The sequence below is a fragment of the Microbacterium sp. EST19A genome (genome assembly GCF_019969685.1).
GTDB lineage: Bacteria > Actinomycetota > Actinomycetes > Actinomycetales > Microbacteriaceae > Microbacterium.
In genome coordinates this window covers 106898-126569 of sequence record NZ_JAHXYZ010000003.1, presented here as the reverse complement: position 1 = coordinate 126569, position 19672 = coordinate 106898, and the positions used below count along the sequence as shown (strand labels likewise).

General features: G+C 69.2%; 21 protein-coding genes. 2 read left to right on the top strand and 19 right to left on the bottom strand.

The features are described from left to right. Positions 1-2: 2 nt before the first annotated feature. The 6 genes from LC452_RS18320 to LC452_RS18295 form a co-directional block, all read right to left on the bottom strand. On the bottom strand, positions 3-599 hold the full coding sequence (locus tag LC452_RS18320; protein WP_223627949.1) for a hypothetical protein: 597 nt from the start codon (positions 597-599) through the stop codon (positions 3-5). Beyond that, positions 596-1909, bottom strand: a complete 1314-nt coding sequence (locus tag LC452_RS18315; protein ID WP_223627947.1) for a DUF58 domain-containing protein — start codon at positions 1907-1909, stop codon at positions 596-598. Before LC452_RS18315 ends, LC452_RS18320 begins: the two co-directional genes overlap by 4 nt. Further along, positions 1906-2877: a MoxR family ATPase gene (locus LC452_RS18310; RefSeq protein ID WP_223627945.1), complete on the bottom strand. Its 972-nt coding sequence runs from the start codon at positions 2875-2877 to the stop codon at positions 1906-1908. Before LC452_RS18310 ends, LC452_RS18315 begins: the two co-directional genes overlap by 4 nt. Further along, the gene (locus tag LC452_RS18305) at positions 2874-3347 is read right to left on the bottom strand and encodes a hypothetical protein (protein WP_223627943.1); all 474 of its coding nucleotides are present in this window, start codon (positions 3345-3347) and stop codon (positions 2874-2876) included. Before LC452_RS18305 ends, LC452_RS18310 begins: the two co-directional genes overlap by 4 nt. Next, entirely contained in the window at positions 3344-4099 is a 756-nt protein-coding gene (locus tag LC452_RS18300; protein WP_223627941.1) for a DUF4129 domain-containing protein, read from the bottom strand. Before LC452_RS18300 ends, LC452_RS18305 begins: the two co-directional genes overlap by 4 nt. A gap of 63 nt (positions 4100-4162) precedes the next feature. Further along, on the bottom strand, positions 4163-4621 hold the full coding sequence (locus tag LC452_RS18295) for a MarR family transcriptional regulator (protein ID WP_263294305.1): 459 nt from the start codon (positions 4619-4621) through the stop codon (positions 4163-4165). A gap of 29 nt (positions 4622-4650) precedes the next feature. Between LC452_RS18295 and LC452_RS18290 the strand changes: the two genes are divergently transcribed. After that, entirely contained in the window at positions 4651-4893 is a 243-nt protein-coding gene (locus LC452_RS18290; protein ID WP_223627937.1) for a hypothetical protein, read from the top strand. Positions 4894-4913: 20 nt separating this feature from the next. On the opposite strand, the gene LC452_RS18285 is transcribed toward LC452_RS18290, so the two are convergent. Genes LC452_RS18285 through LC452_RS18275 form a run of 3 tightly spaced genes read right to left on the bottom strand, consistent with a single transcriptional unit; the run spans position 4914 to position 7808 of the window. Beyond that, positions 4914-5252 carry a TfoX/Sxy family protein gene (locus LC452_RS18285; protein ID WP_223627935.1) on the bottom strand — a complete coding sequence of 113 codons (339 nt, stop codon included), beginning with the start codon at positions 5250-5252 and terminating at the stop codon, positions 4914-4916. 14 nt (positions 5253-5266) lie between these two features. Continuing rightward, positions 5267-7339: an excinuclease ABC subunit UvrB gene (gene uvrB / locus LC452_RS18280; protein WP_223627934.1), complete on the bottom strand. Its 2073-nt coding sequence runs from the start codon at positions 7337-7339 to the stop codon at positions 5267-5269. A 37-nt stretch (positions 7340-7376) separates the two neighbouring features. Continuing rightward, a complete protein-coding gene (locus tag LC452_RS18275) occupies positions 7377-7808 on the bottom strand; it encodes a hypothetical protein (RefSeq protein ID WP_223627932.1) in 432 nt (143 codons plus the stop codon). 207 nt (positions 7809-8015) lie between these two features. Here LC452_RS18275 and LC452_RS18270 point away from each other — a divergent pair, with 207 nt between their 5' ends. Next, on the top strand, positions 8016-8636 hold the full coding sequence (locus LC452_RS18270; protein WP_223627930.1) for a DUF4126 domain-containing protein: 621 nt from the start codon (positions 8016-8018) through the stop codon (positions 8634-8636). Here the strand turns inward: LC452_RS18270 and LC452_RS18265 are convergent. The 10 genes from LC452_RS18265 to rpsA all read right to left on the bottom strand — a co-directional run bounded on the left by LC452_RS18265 (position 8609) and on the right by rpsA (position 19532). Then, the gene (locus tag LC452_RS18265) at positions 8609-9397 is read right to left on the bottom strand and encodes a GNAT family N-acetyltransferase (protein WP_223627928.1); all 789 of its coding nucleotides are present in this window, start codon (positions 9395-9397) and stop codon (positions 8609-8611) included. The two genes, LC452_RS18270 and LC452_RS18265, sit on opposite strands and share 28 nt — an antisense overlap. A gap of 24 nt (positions 9398-9421) precedes the next feature. After that, a complete protein-coding gene (locus LC452_RS18260) occupies positions 9422-10633 on the bottom strand; it encodes an MFS transporter (RefSeq protein ID WP_223627926.1) in 1212 nt (403 codons plus the stop codon). Further along, positions 10630-11229, bottom strand: coding sequence for a dephospho-CoA kinase (gene coaE, locus LC452_RS18255; RefSeq protein ID WP_223627924.1), 600 nt, complete (start codon positions 11227-11229; stop codon positions 10630-10632). The genes LC452_RS18260 and coaE overlap by 4 nt, the downstream gene beginning before the upstream one ends. A gap of 32 nt (positions 11230-11261) precedes the next feature. Beyond that, positions 11262-11843 carry a CoA-binding protein gene (locus tag LC452_RS18250; protein WP_223627922.1) on the bottom strand — a complete coding sequence of 194 codons (582 nt, stop codon included), beginning with the start codon at positions 11841-11843 and terminating at the stop codon, positions 11262-11264. Further along, a complete protein-coding gene (locus LC452_RS18245) occupies positions 11840-13144 on the bottom strand; it encodes an O-acetylhomoserine aminocarboxypropyltransferase/cysteine synthase family protein (RefSeq protein ID WP_223627921.1) in 1305 nt (434 codons plus the stop codon). Before LC452_RS18245 ends, LC452_RS18250 begins: the two co-directional genes overlap by 4 nt. A gap of 21 nt (positions 13145-13165) precedes the next feature. Beyond that, on the bottom strand, positions 13166-15178 hold the full coding sequence (acs, locus tag LC452_RS18240; RefSeq protein ID WP_263294303.1) for an acetate--CoA ligase: 2013 nt from the start codon (positions 15176-15178) through the stop codon (positions 13166-13168). Then, complete coding sequence (locus LC452_RS18235) at positions 15175-16035, bottom strand: ABC transporter permease (RefSeq protein ID WP_223627918.1); 861 nt, start codon at positions 16033-16035, stop codon at positions 15175-15177. The genes acs and LC452_RS18235 overlap by 4 nt, the downstream gene beginning before the upstream one ends. Next, positions 16032-17078 carry an aliphatic sulfonate ABC transporter substrate-binding protein gene (locus tag LC452_RS18230; RefSeq protein ID WP_223627916.1) on the bottom strand — a complete coding sequence of 349 codons (1047 nt, stop codon included), beginning with the start codon at positions 17076-17078 and terminating at the stop codon, positions 16032-16034. Before LC452_RS18230 ends, LC452_RS18235 begins: the two co-directional genes overlap by 4 nt. Next, positions 17075-17926, bottom strand: a complete 852-nt coding sequence (locus tag LC452_RS18225) for an ABC transporter ATP-binding protein (RefSeq protein WP_223627914.1) — start codon at positions 17924-17926, stop codon at positions 17075-17077. The genes LC452_RS18230 and LC452_RS18225 overlap by 4 nt, the downstream gene beginning before the upstream one ends. Before the next feature lie 151 nt (positions 17927-18077). Further along, the gene (gene rpsA / locus LC452_RS18220) at positions 18078-19532 is read right to left on the bottom strand and encodes a 30S ribosomal protein S1 (RefSeq protein ID WP_046012610.1); all 1455 of its coding nucleotides are present in this window, start codon (positions 19530-19532) and stop codon (positions 18078-18080) included. Positions 19533-19672 lie beyond the last annotated feature (140 nt).

The following is a 19672-nucleotide window of genomic DNA, read 5'->3' as shown; positions in this document are numbered from 1 at the left end:
GTCTACGAGGGGCCACGGACATCGGCTCCGCGCAGGCTCTCAGGCGCGGATCTCACACCGTTCTCCAAGGCCGCGACGGGCACGGCATCCGCCCTCCTCGCCGCCTGCAGCGCGAAGGTCAGCGCCACGAGGAGCACCGCGGCCGTGGCCGGCGCGAGCCAGGCGATGCCGCGGTCGACCGGCGCCGGGGCGAGCAGTCCCGCCACGAAGACCGCCGTCTGAGCCAGCAGCTGCACGACGACGAACCGCCAGGCGCTCGGCAGCAGCGCCGGCAACGAGACGCGCGAGGCCGACGGGATCGTGAGGGCGAGCGAGCCGAGGAGATGGACCGCGGGGACGAGCAGGACCGCGAGCGCCGTGCGATCCGGCGACGGCGGCACCAGGATCACGCCGAACACGAGGCATGCCGCGGCCAGCCACGCCGTCATCGATCGGGGGATCACCGTCGAGATGAGTGCGGCGATCACCGCCACGCCCTGCCAGAGCGCGAACGGCACGAGGACGACCGCCCCGTAGGCGACGACGGCCACGAGCAGGATCCGCAGGACGATCCCGCGCACCGCCCAGCGGACGCGGAAGGACCGGATGCGGCGGGTCATCGCCGCACCGGCCGCGCGCGCTGCTGGCGCCGTACCGCGAGGAGCATCGCCGCGTCGACGTCGCCGTCCGCCCAGGAGATGACTTCCAGTCCGGCGCGACGCAGCTCGACGAGGATGTCGGAGCGCTCGGCCAGCAGCATGCGCAGCGCCACCTGCTGCTCTCGGGTGAGCCGGCTCGCGTCCGGCTCGGGAAGCACGTCCACGGCGACCACCGCGTGCCCCGCCGCACGCCAGCGCGTCGCGAGGTCGGCGGCCGCGCCGTCGAAGAACGTGGACAGCACGAACACGATCGATCCGGACGGCACGGCGGGCGTGCGGCGATAACGGGAGTCACTCCCTCCCGGCCCCGTCGCCGCGATGACGCCGCGCAGCCGGGCGAGATGCCGCGCACCACCACCGGAGGCGACACTCCTGCCGTCCGGTGCCAGCGCGTGATAGGCGACCGGATCGCCGCTCTCGACGGCCGCGGTGGCGATCGAGAGGGCGGCCTCACGGGCGAGGTCCAGCGAGGTGATCCCCGACCGATCGGGATCGTCGGCTCCCCAGCTGGCGACGACCGCGCCCAGGTCCTCCGACGTGTCCACGGCGATCACGACGGCGGAGTCGCTGAGGTTGTCGGTGCGACGCACCAGCAGGTCACCGGGCTGACGTGCCGATCGGGCCGTGGCCCGCCAGTCGACCCGGCGCAGCTCGTCCCCCGGGGCGAACGGATGGATGTCGCGGAAGTCCCCGCCCTGACCGGGACGCGACCCGGCGTGCGCGCCGGTGAGACCGGTGAGTCGCGGCGCGACCGGAAGACGCTCGAGTCGTCGGGCGCGCGGGGCCGCATTCCAGACGACGGTGCTGCGCGGCCCGATATCCGAAGTCCACGCTCCGTCGAACGCGACGCCTCGGGCGATCACCGCGAGCAGCTCCTCGGGACCCGAATGCTGGAGCAGCGTCCTCGCCGTGATCACGGACGCACCGGGACGAACGTCGGCGGTGCCCGTTCGGCGCTCGTCCTGATCGATCGCGACCTGCACCCAGTCGGCCACGCCGCGGACGTCGACGTCGGCCAGCACGGCGGGGCTCTCGGCCCCGACGTCGGATCTCGCCCGCAGCTCGACGATCATGTCCGCGTCCCGCGGGCGTCCGAGAAGCATCCACGTCGTCGTCAGCGCCAGCGGCAGACCGATCGCGATGACGTCGGGACGGGAGAAGGCCAACCCCACCGCGGCCAGCAGCGCCGCCCCGGCGAGTCCCGTCGCGATCACCGGAGTCCGCCGCCAGGTCAGACCTGTGCGCGTGGACGTGCGGACGACATCGCTCACCGCGTCGCGGCCACGGTCGGCGGCACCGGCGTCTGGGCGACGGCCGCGGCCACGATCGAGGCGGGGTCGACTCCCTGCGCCCAGGCCTGCGGGGTGAGGGTGAGGCGGTGCGCGAGCACCGGTCCGGCGATCCGCTTGATGTCATCGGGCCGGACATACGCTCTGCCGTCGAGTGCGGCGAGGGCGCGGCCCAGCAGCACCAGCGACTGCGATCCCCGGGGAGACGCGCCGACCGCGACGTTCGTCGCCTCTCGTGTCGACCTCGTCAGCTCGACGCAGTAGCGGGCGACGTCGGCGTCCACATGGATCCGTTCCACGGCCGCCTGGATGGCGAGGAGGCCGTCGCCGTCGACGACGGGTTCCACCGACACGTCGGGCGTCTGCCTTCTCACCCGCTCGAGGATGATGCGCGCCTCGTCCTCCGCGGCGGGATACCCGACGGCGAGTCGCACCATGAAGCGGTCGAGCTGAGCCTCCGGAAGCGCATAGGTGCCCTCGTACTCGATCGGGTTCGACGTCGCGATGACGTGGAACGGACGCGGCAGCGGGAATCTGTTGCCTTCGACGGTGACCTGTCCCTCCGCCATCGCCTCGAGCATCGCGGACTGGGTCTTGGGAGTGGTGCGGTTCACCTCGTCGGCCAGCAGGAGGCCGGTGAAGATCGGGCCCGGGCGGAACTGGAAGTCGCCGGTGCCCGGCGCGTAGACGTAGGAGCCGGTGACGTCACCGGGGAGCATGTCCGGCGTGCACTGCAATCGCCGGAAGTCGAGGCCGAGCGCTGCCGCGAGACTGCGCGCTGCGAGCGTCTTGCCCAGGCCCGGCACGTCTTCGAACAGCACGTGGCCACCGGCGAGGATGGCGGCCAGTGCGATCGTCAGCGACTCCTCCATCCCGACGACGGCGGTGCCCACGCTCTCGCGCACACGGCGGCCGACCTCGGCGATGCGTGCGGTCTCGTCAGCGGTCATGGGTTCTCCTCGCGTTCGTGGGAAAGTCGGTCCATCGCGTCGAGGACGCGTTCGATGTCGGCACGCTGCACTTCGCGTCGGTGGAGGGACTCCCGCAGACCTGCGCCCAGCACTGCGTCGATCGTCGCGTGCTGCAGCGGGTCATCGACGTCGAGTCCGAGGTGAGCGAGCCTGCGCCGCAGCACGTTCTGCACGCGTCGTACGACGACATGACCCGCCACACCTGTGCGGATGTTGATCGACCAGGCGAGGCGGGACACCTGAGAGCTCCGGACCTCGCGCTCGCGCTCCGGCGGGGGCCAGGCCCCCGTCTCGTCGAGGAAGCCCTGACGCGTCGCCACCGCGATCGTCAGCAGGATGATCAACCAGGAGAGCGCGAAGGCGAACGGTACGCCGAACTGCGCCAGCAGCAGGAGCACTCCGAGAGCGACGATCACGCCGATGCCGGCGAGCACCACGCGGCCTCTCATCTCCACCCCCGCTGGATGCCGCGGAGACACGCGGATGCCGCCACTCGGTCCGCCTCGTCCGCCTGGTGCCCTCCGAAGCGGACGCGCTCGTACAGACCGAGCAGCATCGAGACGTCCTCGGAGATGTCGGACTTGCGCCCCACGATGCGCACGGTGAACTCGGAAGGGGTCTCGTTGATGCCGCGTCCCGCCCCGGCATCCGTCGCGGTCTCCTCGAGCCCCACCCAGGCTGCGATGATGCTGTCGCCGGGATCCGGTCGCTCGTCGATCGTCCGCAGCGCCTCTGCGATGCCGCGCCGGATGACGGCGGTGTCCGGTTCGCCGGCGACACCCGCCTCGGGGGCGGACACCGCATCGACCGCAGCGGCCTCGCGCCGGGCGAGCGGCCGGTCGTGCCACAGCCCGATCAGGAATCGCAGGCGCTTCCGCAGCACGAAGAAGACGACGACGAGGATCACCGCTCCCAGCAGAGCGGCCACGATGATCGCGATGATGGCGAGGAGCAGCGAGTCCTCCGGCGGGTCCATCGGCGCGGTCGGTCCCGGCGATTGCGTCGGCGGGATGACCGGATCGCGCTCCGGCTCCGATTCGCGGAACGGCTGCGGGCCGAACTGCGGGAGGCCCTGCAGCGAGGCGGCGAGCATGACGACGACGAACAGGGCCGCGACGGCGAGCAGCGCGAGCGTCAGGCGCAGCACAGAACGGCTGCGGACGCGCTCCTGCTCCGTGACCGGAGGCTCGGGGCGCGACATGACCCCACCCTATGACGAGCGTCGCCCCGCACCGGGAACCTGTCGACGGACGACGCCGTGGCCTCAGCCGAACTCGGGACGACGCCCGGAGAACGGGCCGAGTCCGTCGCGCAACGCGGAGATCTCGGACACATCCATCCCGACGGCCGCCATGACCTGCCGCGGTACATCCACTGCTCTGTCCCGCAGAGCGGCCCCCGCCTCGGTCAGCGTGATCTCGAGCCGCCGCTCATCCTCGCTGCTGCGCTGACGAACGACGAGACCCTCGACCTCCAGCCGCTTCACGAGTGGAGACGCTGTCGCCGGCTCGAGTGCGAGGTCGACGGCGAGGTCGTTGAGGGTGCGCGGTGCGCGCTCCCAGAGCGCGAGCATCACCAGGTACTGCGGGTGGGTGAGCCCGAGCGGCTCGAGGATCGGGCGGTAGATCGCGACGACGTTGCGCGCTGCGGTCACCAGCGCGAAGCAGAGCTGGTTCTCCAGCCGGAGCAGTTCGTCGGATGCCGTCACACCGCGACTATACATCGACACTAATAGTTAGTACACTAACGAACATGGCACACGACCGCGACCGCGCCCCCCTTCGCACCCGAATCCGCGAAGCCGGTGGGCTGTATTCGTGGGTGAACACGAATCTCATCCGGTTCGCGGGACCGGCGTCGGTCGGTCCCTACGAGAAGACTCCCCCGCCCAGCGCGGCGGAACGCGCCGAGCGCGCCTGTCCGCTGTGCGGCGCCCCGATGACCGAGCACGAGATCGACCGCAGCGGTCCGCGGACCCTCGTGCACTGCCCGTAAGGCCGCGAGCAGCGACGGGATCACTCGTTTCGGGATGCCTCGTTCGCCTCGCGTGCCGCATCGATCCAGAACATCAGGGCATCGTCGTCGGCCAGCACACCCGGTGACACATCGAGCCAGCTGTTGCCCATTGTCTTCGCGCCCATCACGGCCACCGTGGCACCCGGCTGGGTCAGCAGTGCGGCTCCGCTCTCCTCGTCGACGCGCACGAGGAGCACACCGTTCTTGCGCGCACCCACCAGGATTCGCCCGTCGAGCAGAAAAGCCCGAGTGCCGAACATGCGCTTCTCCTCGACATCGCCCCCGACGTGGAGCAATGCCCTGACACGATCAGCGAGCTCTTCTCCGGCGGCATCCATCGGTCAGCCTCGACTCACGCGTGTCCGGCGCGTTCCATCGCGCGGAGCTCTTTCTTGAGGTCTTGCACCTCATCGCGCAGACGCCCGGCCAGCTCGAACTTGAGCTCTCCTGCCGCAGCGAGCATCTGATTCGACAGGTCCTGGATCGTCGCCTCGAGTTGCTGCGCCCCTTCGGCCGCGATGCCCGTGCGACGCAGGTTCGGGGTCGGAGACTTGCCCTTGCCGGACTGACGACCACGCCCGGACAGCATGTCAGCCGTATCGGCGCCTTCGCGCGCGAGCACCTCGGTGATATCGGCGATGCGCTTGCGCAAAGGTGTCGGGTCGATGCCGTGCTCGAGGTTGTACGCCACCTGCTTCTCACGGCGACGGTCGGTCTCTTCGATGGCCTTGGCCATCGAATCGGTGATCTTATCTGCATACATGTGCACTTCGCCGGAGACGTTTCGTGCGGCGCGACCGATCGTCTGGATCAGCGAGGTTCCCGATCGCAGGAACCCTTCCTTGTCGGCGTCGAGGATCGCGACCAGCGAGACCTCGGGAAGGTCGAGACCCTCTCGCAGCAGGTTGATGCCGACGAGCACGTCGTACACGCCGGCACGGAGTTCGGTCAACAGCTCGACGCGCCGCAGCGTGTCGACATCGGAGTGCAGGTACCGCACGCGGACGCCATGCTCGCCGAGGAAGTCGGTGAGCTCTTCGGACATCTTCTTGGTCAGCGTCGTGACGAGCACGCGTTCGTCACGCTCGACCCGCAGGCGGATCTCTTCGAGCAGGTCGTCGATCTGCCCCTTCGACGGCTTCACCACGATGTGCGGATCGACCAGCCCGGTCGGGCGGATGATCTGCTCGACGACGCCGTCGGCGATGCCCATCTCGTACTTGCCCGGCGTCGCCGACAGGTAGACGGTCTGACCGACACGGTTCTTGAATTCGTCCCACCGCAGCGGACGGTTGTCCATCGCGCTCGGCAGGCGGAACCCGTGGTCGACGAGCGTGCGCTTGCGCGAGGCGTCGCCCTCGTACATCGCCCCGATCTGGGGCACCGTCACGTGGGACTCGTCGATCACCAGAAGGAAGTCGTCGGGGAAGAAGTCGAGCAGCGTGTGCGGCGGCTCGCCCGGCATCCGGCCGTCCATGTGGCGCGAGTAGTTCTCGATGCCCGAGCAGAAACCGAGCTGCTGCATCATCTCGAGGTCGAACGAAGTGCGCATCCGCAGCCGCTGGGCTTCGAGCAGCTTGCCCTGTCGCTCGAACTCGGCCAGGCGCTGCTCGAGCTCGTGCTCGATGGTGCCGATGGAGCGCTGGATCACATCGGTGCCCGCGACGTAGTGAGAGGCGGGGAAGATCGGAACGGAGTCGAGCTTCTCGATCACTTCGCCGGTGAGCGGGTGGAGAGAATAGAGGCCTTCGATCTCATCGCCGAAGAGCTCGATGCGAATCGCGTGCTCCTCGTAGACCGGGATGATCTCGATCGTGTCGCCGCGCACGCGGAAGTTGCCACGGGAGAAGTCCACGTCGTTGCGGTTGTACTGCATCGCGATGAACTGACGGATGAGCGCATCCCGGTCGTACCGCTCCCCCACCTGCAGGGCGACCATCGCGCGAAGATACTCCTCCGGCGCACCGAGGCCGTAAATGCACGACACGGTCGACACCACGATGACGTCTCGCCTGCTGAGCAGAGACTGCGTCGTCGAATGCCGCAGCCGCTCGACCTCGGCGTTGATCGAGGAGTCCTTCTCGATGAAGGTATCGGTCTGCGGAACGTAGGCCTCGGGCTGGTAGTAGTCGTAGTAGGAGACGAAGTACTCGACGGCGTTGTTCGGCATGAGCTCGCGGAACTCGTTCGCCAGCTGAGCGGCGAGCGTCTTGTTGTGCGCGAGGACGAGCGTCGGACGCTGCACCTGCTCGACCAGCCAGGCCGTCGTCGCGGACTTTCCGGTACCGGTGGCGCCGAGCAGCACCACGTCTGTCTCGCCCGCGTTGATGCGGCCGGCGAGGTCGGCGATCGCCTGCGGCTGGTCACCGGCGGGCGCGTACTCGCTGATGACCTCGAAAGGGCGAACGCTGCGCGTGGTCTGCATGACTCCAGCGTATGCCGCCCCTCCGACATCGAGGCCGTCAGGCGGTGAGAGTGGCCGTCTCGGCCGATGATTCCTGCGCCCAGGTGGTCGTTCCCCCATTGACGAGCGTCATCGTCGCGGTGGACGTGAGCGGACCCGCCACCGAGCCGACGACGTTGAAGGTGAGGCCGCCGCCGAAACCGGACGGGGTGGCGACGAACGTGAACGAGGACGCGGTGCTGCCGAGGAACGGCGTGACACTCCAGCCGGTGATGACCGAGGCGGCGGAGAGCGTCACCGGCGAGTCGAAGACGACGACGATGACGAGGGACGCACCTGCCGGCGGCGCCACCCACGGGATGGCGCGGTAGCTGACCTGCGTGCTGAAGGTGGCGAGCAGACCATCCTGCGCCGCGACCAGAGTCGTGAACTGACCCTCTGCCTCCGCGTCCCAGTAATAGTTCGCGGTGTCGTTCTCCGCCCCCCCCACTGGCGGCGGCGAGGGGCACAGCTGTCGCGATGGCGATCACCGGGACCGACCAGGCCGCACCCTTGACGATGGTGCGACGAGAGATACCTGGCTTGTTCTCATCCATGTGCTGCTCTCTGACGCGAAACGGTCCAGCAGACGCTCCCCTGGGCGTCCCCACGCCTGGCCTCAGAATATCAGCAGCCCTCCGACGCCTAGAGTGGGCCCGTGATCGAGTTCATCATCGGCTCCAGCCTCGCCGCCGCGGCGGGGCTGAACGCGTGGATGCCGTTGTTCCTGCTCGGACTCGCCGACCGCCTGCTCCCGGCGTTCGAGCTTCCGTCCGGCTGGTCCTGGCTCTCGAGCGACCTCGCACTCTGGATCATCGGTGCGCTCCTCGTGCTCGAGATCGTGGCCGACAAGGTTCCGGCGCTCGACTCGGTGAACGACGTCATCCAGAGCATCATCCGTCCCGCAGCCGGCGGCATCGCCTTCGGCGCGGGAGCTGGTTCGCAGACGATCGCCGTCGATGACCCCGGGTCGTTCTTCACCGGCGACACCTGGGTGCCGGTCGCCGTGGGCGTCGCGATCGCGCTGGTCGTGCATGTGGTCAAGGCGACCGCACGCCTCGCCGCGAACGCTTCCACCGGCGGTCTCGCCGCGCCCGTGCTGAGCACCGTCGAGGACGGCGCATCCTTCGCTCTCGCGACCGCGGCGATCATCGTGCCGGTGGTCGCCGGCATCCTGCTCGTCGGCTTGATCGTGGTGGCGGTCCTGGTGGTGCGTCGGACCGTGCGGCGTCGTCGGGCGAAGAAGGCTCGTCAGCCAGAGACCGGCGTCCAGACGTAGGGCGTGGTCGTCGACACCTTCACGAGACCCGATCGCTCGAGGATCGGACGCGAGAACTCCGTCGAGTCCGACTGCAGGTAGCGGAAGCCGCCGGCCAGGGCGGAACGAGCCCTCTCCGCGGTGAGCGCCCGATAGATTCCGCGGCCCCTCCATTCCGGCAGCGTGGCACCGCCCCACAGTCCCGCGAAGGCCGTGCCCGCGACCGGCTCGAGCCGTCCGGCACTCACGACCGCGCCGTCGGCGACCGCGATCCACAGCTCCACCGCCTCAGCGGCCCGCAGCCGGTCGATGAGCGCCTCCGCCCGGGGACGCCACTCGGCATCGGCGAACACCCGCCCCTGCATCTCGCCCGCAGCGAGCACGTCCTCGTCCGTCCGCGCACGCCGGATCTCCACATCAGCGGGGAGCTCGACCTGCGGAGCGAGCGCGGCCGCCTCGCCGATCATGATCGACTCCGGATCCTCCGGAACGAATCCGCGCGCGAGGAGGCTCTCATGCAGCCCGGGGGCCCGATCATGACCGCGCGACTTCCACTCCACCGAGCCCACGCCGAGGTCGCGGAAGTGGTCGACGGCCGCGTCGATCAGGTCGGCGATGCCGGCGGCATCCGCTTCCCCCAGGTCCGCGTAGGTGATGAATCCGCCTCCGCCCGCCAGGACCGCGAGGTGCAGGGGGCCGTGCCGCACCACGCTGACGGCGTTGGCGATCTCCGCGCCGGTGCGCAGCTGACGGTCGTAGGCCTCGAGGTACTCGTGGTTCATGCGTCGATCCTCCCAGAACGCGTGTCAGCCCTGAGCGGTCGCGGTCCCCCGCAGGGCCGACCAGGCGGCGAGAGCGGCCGCGGCGCACATCGCCACGACGGCCGCCACGAACCACCCCCAGCTGGCACCGCCGAACACGAGACCGAGCGCCCACCCGAAGAGGCTCGAACCCGCGTAGTAGGCGAAGTAGTACAGCGACGACGCCTGCGCCCTGCTGGCGGGCCCGGCGGCGACCGGGGTCCAGCCCGAAGCGACGGCGTGCGCCCCGAAGAATCCGGCAGTGAAGAGCAGCAGTCCGACGAGCACCACGGCGGCGATCGGCACCAGCAGCAGCGCGGCGCCGAGCACCATGACGCCGATCGATCCGAGCAGCACCGGGAAACGACCGATCCGGGAAGCGAGACCGCCCGCCCAGGGCGACGACACCGTGCCGGCGAGATACGCCAGGAACAACAGGGTCACCAGCCATGACGGCAGATCGAACGGCTCCGCGGAGAGGTGGAAACCCAGATAGTTGTAGACGGCGACGAACGCCCCCATCAGCAGGAACCCCTGTGCGTAGAGCGCCCATTGCAACGGCGATCGCAGCGGCGCCCGCAGTCTCTCCAGGATGCCGGGACCGCGATCGGCGCGCAGACGCCCCGGCACGAAGCCCCTCGCCCGCGGGGTGAGCCACAGGAACAGCACAGCGGCGGCTGCGCAGAATGCCGCGACCGACAGGATTCCGGACTGCCACCCGCCGACCTCTCCGACGATCCCCGACACTATGCGCCCGAGCAGGCCGCCGACCGTGGTGCCGGCGATGTAGCTCCCCGCAGCCGTGGCCGCGTACCGCCCCTCGACCTCCTCGCTGAGATAAGCGAGAGCGACTGCCGGCACCGCCCCCAGCGCCACGCCTTCGGCGAACCTCAGGGCCAGGAGCACGGCGATCTCGCCGCTCAGCGGAGCGACGAGACCGACCACCGTGGCGGTGAGGACACCGGTGGCCATCGCCGGCACGCGTCCGATGCGATCCGCGACGACCGACCACGGGATGACGGCGAGGGCGAGGCCGAGCGTCGCAGCCGACACGCTGAGGGCCGCGGTCGCCGGTGCGACCGACAGATCGGCCGATATCTGCGGCAGCACGGCCTGCGCCGAATACAGCTGCGCGAACGTCGCGATCCCGGCGAAGAACAGGCCGATGATCAGACGCCTGTACTCCCGTGATCCTGGCGCATGGCCGGAGAAGCTCACTGCGTGCGGATCCGCTCCCAGAGCGCATCCGTCTGGCGATGCGTCTCGGCGAGCTCGCCCGCGGTGTCGATCACGACATCCGCGATCGCCAGCCGCTCGTCATCGGAGACCTGCGCGTCGATCCGCTCCTGCGCGGCGCGCTCGTCCATCCCGCGCAGCTCGACCAGGCGACGGAGACGCTCGGATGCCGGGGCGTGCGCCACGACGATCGCGTCCCAGGGGTCGTCGACCCTGGCCTCGACCAGCAGCGGCACGTCGTAGACCACCACGGCCTGCGGATCGTCGGCGACAGCCTGCTCGAAACGCCGCTGCGACTCGAGCCGCACGGCAGGGTGCACGATGGCGTTCAGCTGCTTCAGGAGCTCGGCATCTCCGAACACCTTGGCGCCGAGCGCCGCCCGGTCGAGCGCACCGTCCGGCGCGATCACATCGGCGCCGAAGGTCTCCGCGATCCTGTCCAGCACCGGCGAGCCGGGCGCCTGCACATCACGCACGATCTGATCGGCATCGACGATGATGGCGCCGTGCTCCGCCAGACGCCGGGCGATGGTCGACTTCCCCGACGCGATGCCGCCGGTGAGTGCGATGAGAGGCATGCGGCCAGTCTAGAGTTCGCGGACCGAGGCGCTCACCGCGACAGCAGCTGACGACGGGAGCTGATCACACCGGTGTCGAACCCGGCGAGGTGGAGGCCGCCGTGGAAACGCGCATGCTCGATCTTGATGCACCGGTCCATGACGACGGACAGCCCCGCGTCCTCTGCGAGAGCCGCGGCATCCTCGTTCCAGGAGCCGAGCTGCAGCCACAGCGCCTGGGCGCCGATGTCGATCGCCTCCTGCGCCACACCGGGAAGATCTTCGTGCCGGCGGAACACGTCGACGACATCCGGCACCACGGGAAGGTCGGCCAGCGAGGCGTACACCGGCCGTCCGAGGATCTCCTTCTCGCGTGGATTGACGAGGTACACGTCATAGGCCGTGCTGGAGAGCAGGTACGTCGCCACGAAGAACGAGGCACGCGCCGGGTTGTTCGACGCGCCGACGATCGCCACCGACTTGGCACGGCGGAGCAGACCGAAGCGCTCCTGCTGGTTCGGGCCGACCCACGTGCGTCCGGGGACGACGGGGGCGCCGCCGGGCAGTGCGCAGGCAGCGGCATCCGTCACCGCGGGGATCTCGCACGCATCCGCCGGAAGATTCGTCGCGCTCATCGGTTCGCTCCTGTCGCGATGGTGAGGGCCTGGTCGAGGTCCCAGATGATGTCGTCGGCGTCTTCGAGACCCACCGAGATGCGGATGAGGTCCGGCCGCACGCCGGCCGCGACGAGCTGTGCCTCGGTGAGCTGACGGTGCGTCGTCGATGCGGGATGGATGACGAGCGTGCGGGCATCGCCGATGTTCGCGAGGTGCGAGGCGAGCTGCAGGTTCTCGATCAGCGTCTCCCCCGCTGCGCGTCCGTCGTCGGCCGCGACACCGAAGGCGAACACGGAACCGGGTCCGAGCGGGAGATACTTCGCCGCGCGATCACGATGCGGGTGCCCCTCGAGTCCGGCCCAGGTGACGTACGCCACACGCGGGTCGGAGTCGAGCCATTCGGCGACGATCCGTGCGTTCGCGAGGTGCGCGTCGATGCGCTGCGGGAGCGTCTCGACACCCTGCAGCAGGTTGAACGCGGACTGCGGGCTCAATGCAGGGCCGATGTCGCGCAGCTGCTCGGAGCGCAGCTTCGTGAGGAAGCCGTATTCGCCGAAGTTGTCCCACCACTTGATGCCGCCGTACGAGTCGACGGGCTCGGTCATCTGCGGGAACTTGCCGTTGCCCCAGTCGAACGTGCCCTTCTCGATGACCACGCCGCCGAGGGTCGTGCCGTGGCCGCCGAGGAACTTCGTCACCGAGTGGATCACGACGTCGGCGCCGTGCTCGAGCGGACGGGCCAGGTACGGGGTCGCCAGGGTCGCATCGACGACGAGAGGCACTCCGGCCTCGTGCGCGACCGCGGCCAGGCCTTCGATGTCGGCGATCTCCCCCGAGGGGTTGCCGATCATCTCCACGTAGACGACCTTCGTCTCCGGACGGATCGCGGCCGCGTAGTCGGCAGGGTCGGTCGACGCGACGAAGGTGGTCTCGACGCCGAAGCGGCGGAGCGTCACGTCCAGCTGCGTCACCGTGCCGCCGTAGAGCTGTGCGGCGGCGACGACATGATCGCCGGCGCCGACGAGAGCCGCGAACGTGATGAACTCCGCGCTCATGCCGGATGCCGTGGCCACCGCACCGATGCCGCCCTCGAGAGAGGCCAGGCGCTCTTCGAGCGCGGCGACCGTGGGGTTGCCGATGCGCGAGTAGATGTTGCCGTACTTCTGCAGGGCGAAGAGGTTGCCGGCATCCGCCGCGTCGTCGAAGACGAACGAGGTCGTCTGGTAGATCGGCACGGCGCGCGCACCGGTCGACGCGTCGGGGGTTCCGCCCGCATGGAGGGCGCGGGTGCGGAACCCGAAGCGATGTTCTTCCGTCATGATGTCCTCGGTTCGGGGTGGTCAGGGAGACCGTGGTGAGAGTTCGGCGGCCGCGAGCACCTCGGCGATGTCATCGATGGCCCAGGGGTTCTGCAGCGAAGTGGTGTCTCCGAGCGCCTGCGGGTCACGGCCGGCCCGGCGGTCCTGTTCAGCTTCCCAGAGTTGCGCGAGCAGTCGGCGCATGATCTTGCCCGAGCGCGTCTTCGGCAGGTCGGGCACCACGACGACGTGCTTCGGCTTCGCGACCGGTCCGATGGCGCGGGCGACCTCCGCGCGGAGGTCTGCCGGGGTCACTTCGGCGCGGCCGGACGGCGTCACGAACGCGACGACCGCCTGCCCGGTCACCGCATCCGACACTCCGGCGGACCCCGCCTCGCCCACCGTGTCGTGCGCGACCAGGGCGGATTCGATCTCGATGGTGGAGAGCCGGTGCCCCGAGACGTTCACGACGTCGTCGAGACGCCCGAGGATCCAGATGTACCCGTCGAGGTCACGCGTCGCACCGTCTCCTGCGACGTAGTACCCGCCGAAGTCTCCGTGTCCGGCGTACGCCGACCAGTACGCGTCGCGGTACCGCTGCGGGTTGCCCCACACGGTGCGCGCCATGCCCGGCCACGGTCGGCGCACGACCAGGGTGCCCGAGCGCCCCGGCTCGACCTCTCGCCCCTGCTCGTCGACCACGGCGACGTCGATGCCCGGCAGCGGCACGGTCGCCGAACCGGGCTTGAGGGTCGTCGAACCCGGGAGCGGCGCGATCATCGCGGCGCCGGTCTCGGACTGCCACCAGGTGTCGACGATGGGCAGCTCGTCGCGGCCGAAGTTGCGACGGAACCAGATCCAGGCCTCGGGGTTGATCGCCTCGCCGACCGTGCCCAGCAGACGCAGTGTCGACAGGTCGTGCCCGGTCGGGAGGTCAGCGCCGAACCAGGTCATGAAGGTGCGGATCAGAGTGGGCGCGGTGTAGTACACCGTGACGCCGTAGCGTTCGATGATCTCGAGGTGCCGCTCGCGGTGCGGAGTGTCGGGGGTCCCCTCGTAGATCACCTGGGTGAGTCCGTTCGACAGCGGACCGTAGATCTCGTAGGTGTGCGCAGTGACCCAGGCGAGGTCCGCGGTGCACCAGTGCACGTCGTCGGGCTTGGCGTCGAAGTGCGCCCAGTGCGCCCAGCTCGCGTGCGTCAGGTATCCGCCCGAGGTGTGGACGAGGCCCTTCGGCTTCCCCGTCGTGCCGGACGTGTAGATGATGAAGAGCGGATGCTCGGCGTCGAAGGGCTGCGCCTCGTGCTCGGTCGATGCCGTGTCGACGACGTCGTGCCACCAGACGTCGCGCCCCTCGGTCCACGGCACGTCCTGACCCGTGCGGCGCAGCACGAGGACGTGCTCGAGGTCGGGCAGGTCGGCCGCAGCGCTGTCGGCGGTCGACTTGACCTCCGTGGCGGTGCCGCGGCGGAACTGGCCGTCGCTCGTGACGAGCAGTTTCGCTCCGGTGTCCGCGAGCCGGAACCGCACGGCCTCGGCCGAGAACCCGCCGAAGACGAGCGAGTGCACGGCGCCGATGCGGGCGCACGCGAGAGTGATCACCACGGTCTCCACGAGCACCGGCAGGTAGATCACGACGCGATCCCCCGGACGGATGCCGAGGGCGGCCAGCGCGTGCGCGGCCTGCGCGACCCGGCGCTGCAGGTCTGCGTAGGTGACGGAGACCTCGTCACCCGGCTCCCCCTCGAAATGCAAGGCGACCTTGTCTCCGCGTCCGGCCCGCACGTGCCGGTCGACGCAATTGTCCGCGACGTTGAGCGTGGCGCCGAGGAACCAGCGAGCCGCCGGCACCGCGTCGTCGGTCGGCGGATCCCACTCGTGCGCCGTATGCCACGGTTCGACCCAGTCGAGACGACGGGCGGCTTCTTCCCAGAAGGCGATCGGATCGGATGCCGCGCGCTCATACGCCTCCGCACCGATATTGGCCTGCGCGGCGAAATCCGCAGGAGGCGCGTAGACCCGCGATTCCTGGAGTCGAGCCTCGGTCACGGTCAGGTCCACCTTCTGAGCAGGTACTTCTCCGCCAGCGCGAGGATGCCGTTGGTGATCGTGCCGAGCACGGCCAGCAGCACGATCGAGAGCAGGATGCGGTCCACGCGTCCGCTGTTCTGCGAGTCGGTCAGCAGGAAGCCCAGGCCCATCGACGAGGCGATGAGCTCGGCGGCGACGAGGAACAGCCACGCCTGAGCCAGCGCGAGACGCAGACCCGACACGACCGAGGGGATCACGGCCGGCAGCTGCACCGTGCGGAACAGCGACCACCCGTGCAGGCTGAACGATCGGCCGGCCTCGACGAGATGCGGATCGACGTGCCGGAGCGCTGAGGCGACCGTCGTGTAGACGGGGAAGAACGCGCCGATAGCGATCAGCGTGACCTTCGACTCCTCGCCGATCTGCATCCAGAGGATGAGCAGCGGCACCCACGCGAGCGACGGCACCGCGCGCACGGCGGCGAGGGTCGGGCTGAGCAGCACGTCGCCGAGCCGCGACAGCCCCACGATTCCGGCTGCTGCGAGACCGATGACCGAACCGATCGCGAAGCCGAGCACGACGCGCTGCACCGAGATCGCGATGTGCGTCCAGAGCTGCCCGCTCTCGGCGAGCTCGACGCCCGCGAGGAAGACCGACGCCGGCGTCGGCAGGCGGTAGGGTTCCACGAGGCCTGACGTCGTGACGATCTGCCACGCCAGCACGATGACGACCGGCAGCACCAGGCCGGCGAGGATCCGCACGACAGGTCGATCCCAGGCGCGGCGAGCACCGGCATCCGCGCGCCGGTGCCGCCCCTTGGCAGCGTCGAGCGCGTCCCGCGAATCCGCAGGGACGACGACGCGCAGATCGGCTTCGGTCACTCGCCGCCGACCGCCTTCTCGGCGAACGTCGCGTTCACGATCGAGGAGAGCGCCTTGTCGACGGACTCCTTGCCGCCCGCCACGTCACCGGACTCCACGAGCACGGGAGCGATCTTCTCGAGCACGGCGATCTGGTCGTCACCGGGGATGCCGCTGACGTCGAGGTTCGAGCGATCCTCGATGACGGTCGTCGCCACGTCGATGTCGATGCCGGCGACCTCCGCGAGCAGCGCCGCCGTCTCCTCGGGGTTCTCGAGCGCCCACTCGCGCGCCTGCTCGTAAGCGTCGACGACGGCCTGGGCGAGGTCGGGGTGGTTCGTGATGAAGTCCTCGGTGGCGTTGAGGAAGCCGTAGGTGTTGAAGTCGACGTTGCGGTAGATCAGCTTGTCGCCCGACTCCGCCTCTGCCGCGGCCATGATCGGGTCGAGTCCGGCCCAGGCGGCGACCGATCCGCCGTCGAGGGCGGCGCGGCCGTCGGCGTGCTGGAGGTTCTGCACCTCGACGTCGGAGAGCGAGAGGCCGCCCTCTTCGAGCGCCTGGAGCAGGAAGAAGTAGGGGTCGGTGCCCTTCGTCGCGGCGACGGACTTGCCCTTGAGGTCTTCGACCGAGGTGATGTCGCTGTCGGGTCCGACCACGATCGCCGACCATTCGGGCTGCGAGAAGATGTCGATGACCTGGATCGGCGAGCCGTTGGCGCGCGCCAGCAGTGCCGCGGAGCCCGCGGTCGAACCGACGTCGACCGAACCGGAGCGCAGCAGCTCGTTGGCCTTGTTCGAGCCCGCGGACTGGATCCACTCGACCGCGACGTCGTCACCGAGGATCTCCTCGAGGATGCCCTGGTCCTTGATGACGAGGCTCAGCGGGTTGTACGTCGCGAAGTCGATCGAAAGGGTGTCGGACGACCACTCGGTCGCTCCCGCGGTGCTCTCGCTCTCGGGCGCATCGGCCTTCGCGTTCTCGCCCGCCACGCAACCGGTCGCGACGAGCATCATCGTTCCGGCGATCGCGATGGCGGGAAGGATTCGGCGGGTGATGGTGCTCATCGGGTCTCCTCGGTGATGCGGTGGTGGGTGTCGACGCCGAGTCCTTCGAGGAGCTCGGCGCGCAGGTCGGCGAGGCCGCGATCGGCGCGGTCGCGGGGACGGATGCCGGGCACGGCGACGGTGCGCGCGATGGAGGTCGCGCTGTCGCCGGGGTCGTCGCTGAGCGTGCGCAGCAGCAGCACACGATCGGCGAGGTACAGGGCTTCCTCGACGTCGTGGGTGACGAGGAGGATCGTGGTGGGCTCCGCGGCGTGGATCTTCAGCAGCAGGTCGTGCATGCGCAACCGGGTGAGCGCGTCGAGGGCGCCGAACGGCTCGTCGAGGAGGAGCACGCCGGGGTTGCGGGCAAGTGCCCGGGCCAGCGAGGCGCGCTGCGCCATGCCGCCGGACACTTCGCGCGGACGCTGGTCGGCCGCATGCTCGAGGCCGACGAGGTGCAGCAGTTCGTGCACGCGTTCGCGTCCGGCTCGGCGGGCAGTGCCGCGCGGGAGCCCGAGTTCGACGTTCTGCGCGAGGGTGCGCCAGGGCAGGAGCCGGGGTTCCTGGAACGCGACGGCGGTGCGCTCGTCGACGTCGGCCACGCCCGTGCCGTCCAGGCGGATGCTGCCACGTGTCGGCGCGTCCAGCCCGCCGACGAGGCGCAGGAGCGTCGACTTGCCGCATCCGGACGGACCGACGACGGCGACGATCTCGCCGGCGGTGATGTCGACGTCCACACCGCGCAGCACTTCGCGTCGTCCCTGCGGAAGCGGGAAGGACCGCTCGATGTTCTCGAGCCGCACGGCCTGCGCCAGACCTGCCGTTCTCGACGCGTCCGCAGCGCGCGACGCAGGGAGGAGGGCAGTCATACCCCCATGCTGTCCGAGTACGGGGAATGTTACGAATGGGATCGTAATGTTCCGTCACGCATCGGATTCGCGTAGGCGGGAGACGCGAGAACGGGCCGCCACGCCCTCCCGAAGGAGAGGTGACGACCCGTTCTCAGAGCGTGATGCGTGCTTACGCGTTTCCGCCCGACAGCTTCTCGCGGAGAGCCGCGAGTGCCTCGTCGTCGGCGAGGGTGCCTGCACCGGTCGCCTCGCTCGAGAAGACCTGGCCGCCGAAGTCGGCGCCGGCCTCTGCCTCGGCCTCTGCGGCCTTGGTGACCTGAGCCTTGTGGGCCTCCCAGCGAGCCTGGGCTGCAGCGTACTCCTGCTCCCATGCCTCGCGCTGGGCGTCGAAGCCTTCCTTCCACGCACCGGTCTCGGCGTCGAAGCCCTCCGGGTACTTGTACTCGCCGTTGTCGTCGTACTCCGCGACCATGCCGTAGAGGGCCGGGTCGAACTCGGTGCCGTTGGGGTCGACCGACTCGTTGGCCTGCTTGAGCGACAGCGAGATGCGGCGACGCTCGAGGTCGATGTCGATGACCTTGACGAAGACCTCTTCACCGACGGAGACGACCTGCTCGGCCAGCTCGACGTGCTTGCTGGAGAGCTCGGAGATGTGGACGAGGCCCTCGATGCCGTCTGCGACGCGAACGAACGCACCGAACGGAACGAGCTTCGTGACCTTACCCGGCGTGACCTGTCCGATCGCGTGGGTACGGGCGAAGACCTGCCACGGGTCCTCCTGCGTCGCCTTCAGCGACAGGGAGACGCGCTCGCGGTCGAGGTCGACCTCGAGGATCTCGACGGTGACCTCCTGGCCCACCTCGACGACCTCGGAGGCGTGCTCGATGTGCTTCCAGGACAGCTCGGAGACGTGCACGAGGCCGTCCACGCCGCCCAGGTCGACGAACGCACCGAAGTTGACGATCGACGACACGACACCCTTGCGGACCTGACCCTTGTGCAGGTTGTTCAGGAACGTGGTGCGCGACTCCGACTGCGTCTGCTCGAGCAGCGCGCGGCGGCTGAGGACGACGTTGTTGCGGTTCTTGTCGAGCTCGAGGATCTTGGCCTCGATCTCCTGGCCGAGGTACGGCGTGAGGTCGCGGACGCGGCGCAGCTCGATGAGCGAGGCCGGCAGGAAGCCACGGAGGCCGATGTCGACGATGAGTCCACCCTTGACGACCTCGATGACCGTACCGGTGACGACGCCGTCGTTCTCCTTGATCTTCTCGACGTCTCCCCAGGCACGCTCGTACTGAGCACGCTTCTTGGAGAGGATCAGACGGCCTTCCTTGTCCTCCTTCTGGAGAACGAGAGCCTCGACCTCGTCGCCGACCTTGACGACCTCGTTGGGGTCGACGTCGTGCTTGATGGAGAGTTCGCGCGAGGGGATGACACCCTCGGTCTTGTATCCGACGTCGAGCAGAACCTCATCGCGGTCGATCTTGACGATCGTGCCTTCGATGATGTCGCCGTCGTTGAAGAACTTCAGGGTCTTCTCGACCGCGGCCAGGAAGTCCTCAGCAGATCCGATGTCGTTGATGGCGACCTGCTTGGTGGCCGGGGCGGTCGTTGCGGTAGTCATGTAGTGGGTTGTCCTTGTTGGATGGAGTCTCAGGCTGAGACGCAAAGGCCGCGCACGGCCGACAGCATGCTTCACAGCGGTTGGATTTTGGTATTCTGCCACGAGGGCATGCGTAGGCACGCCACGAGTGACATCTCAGG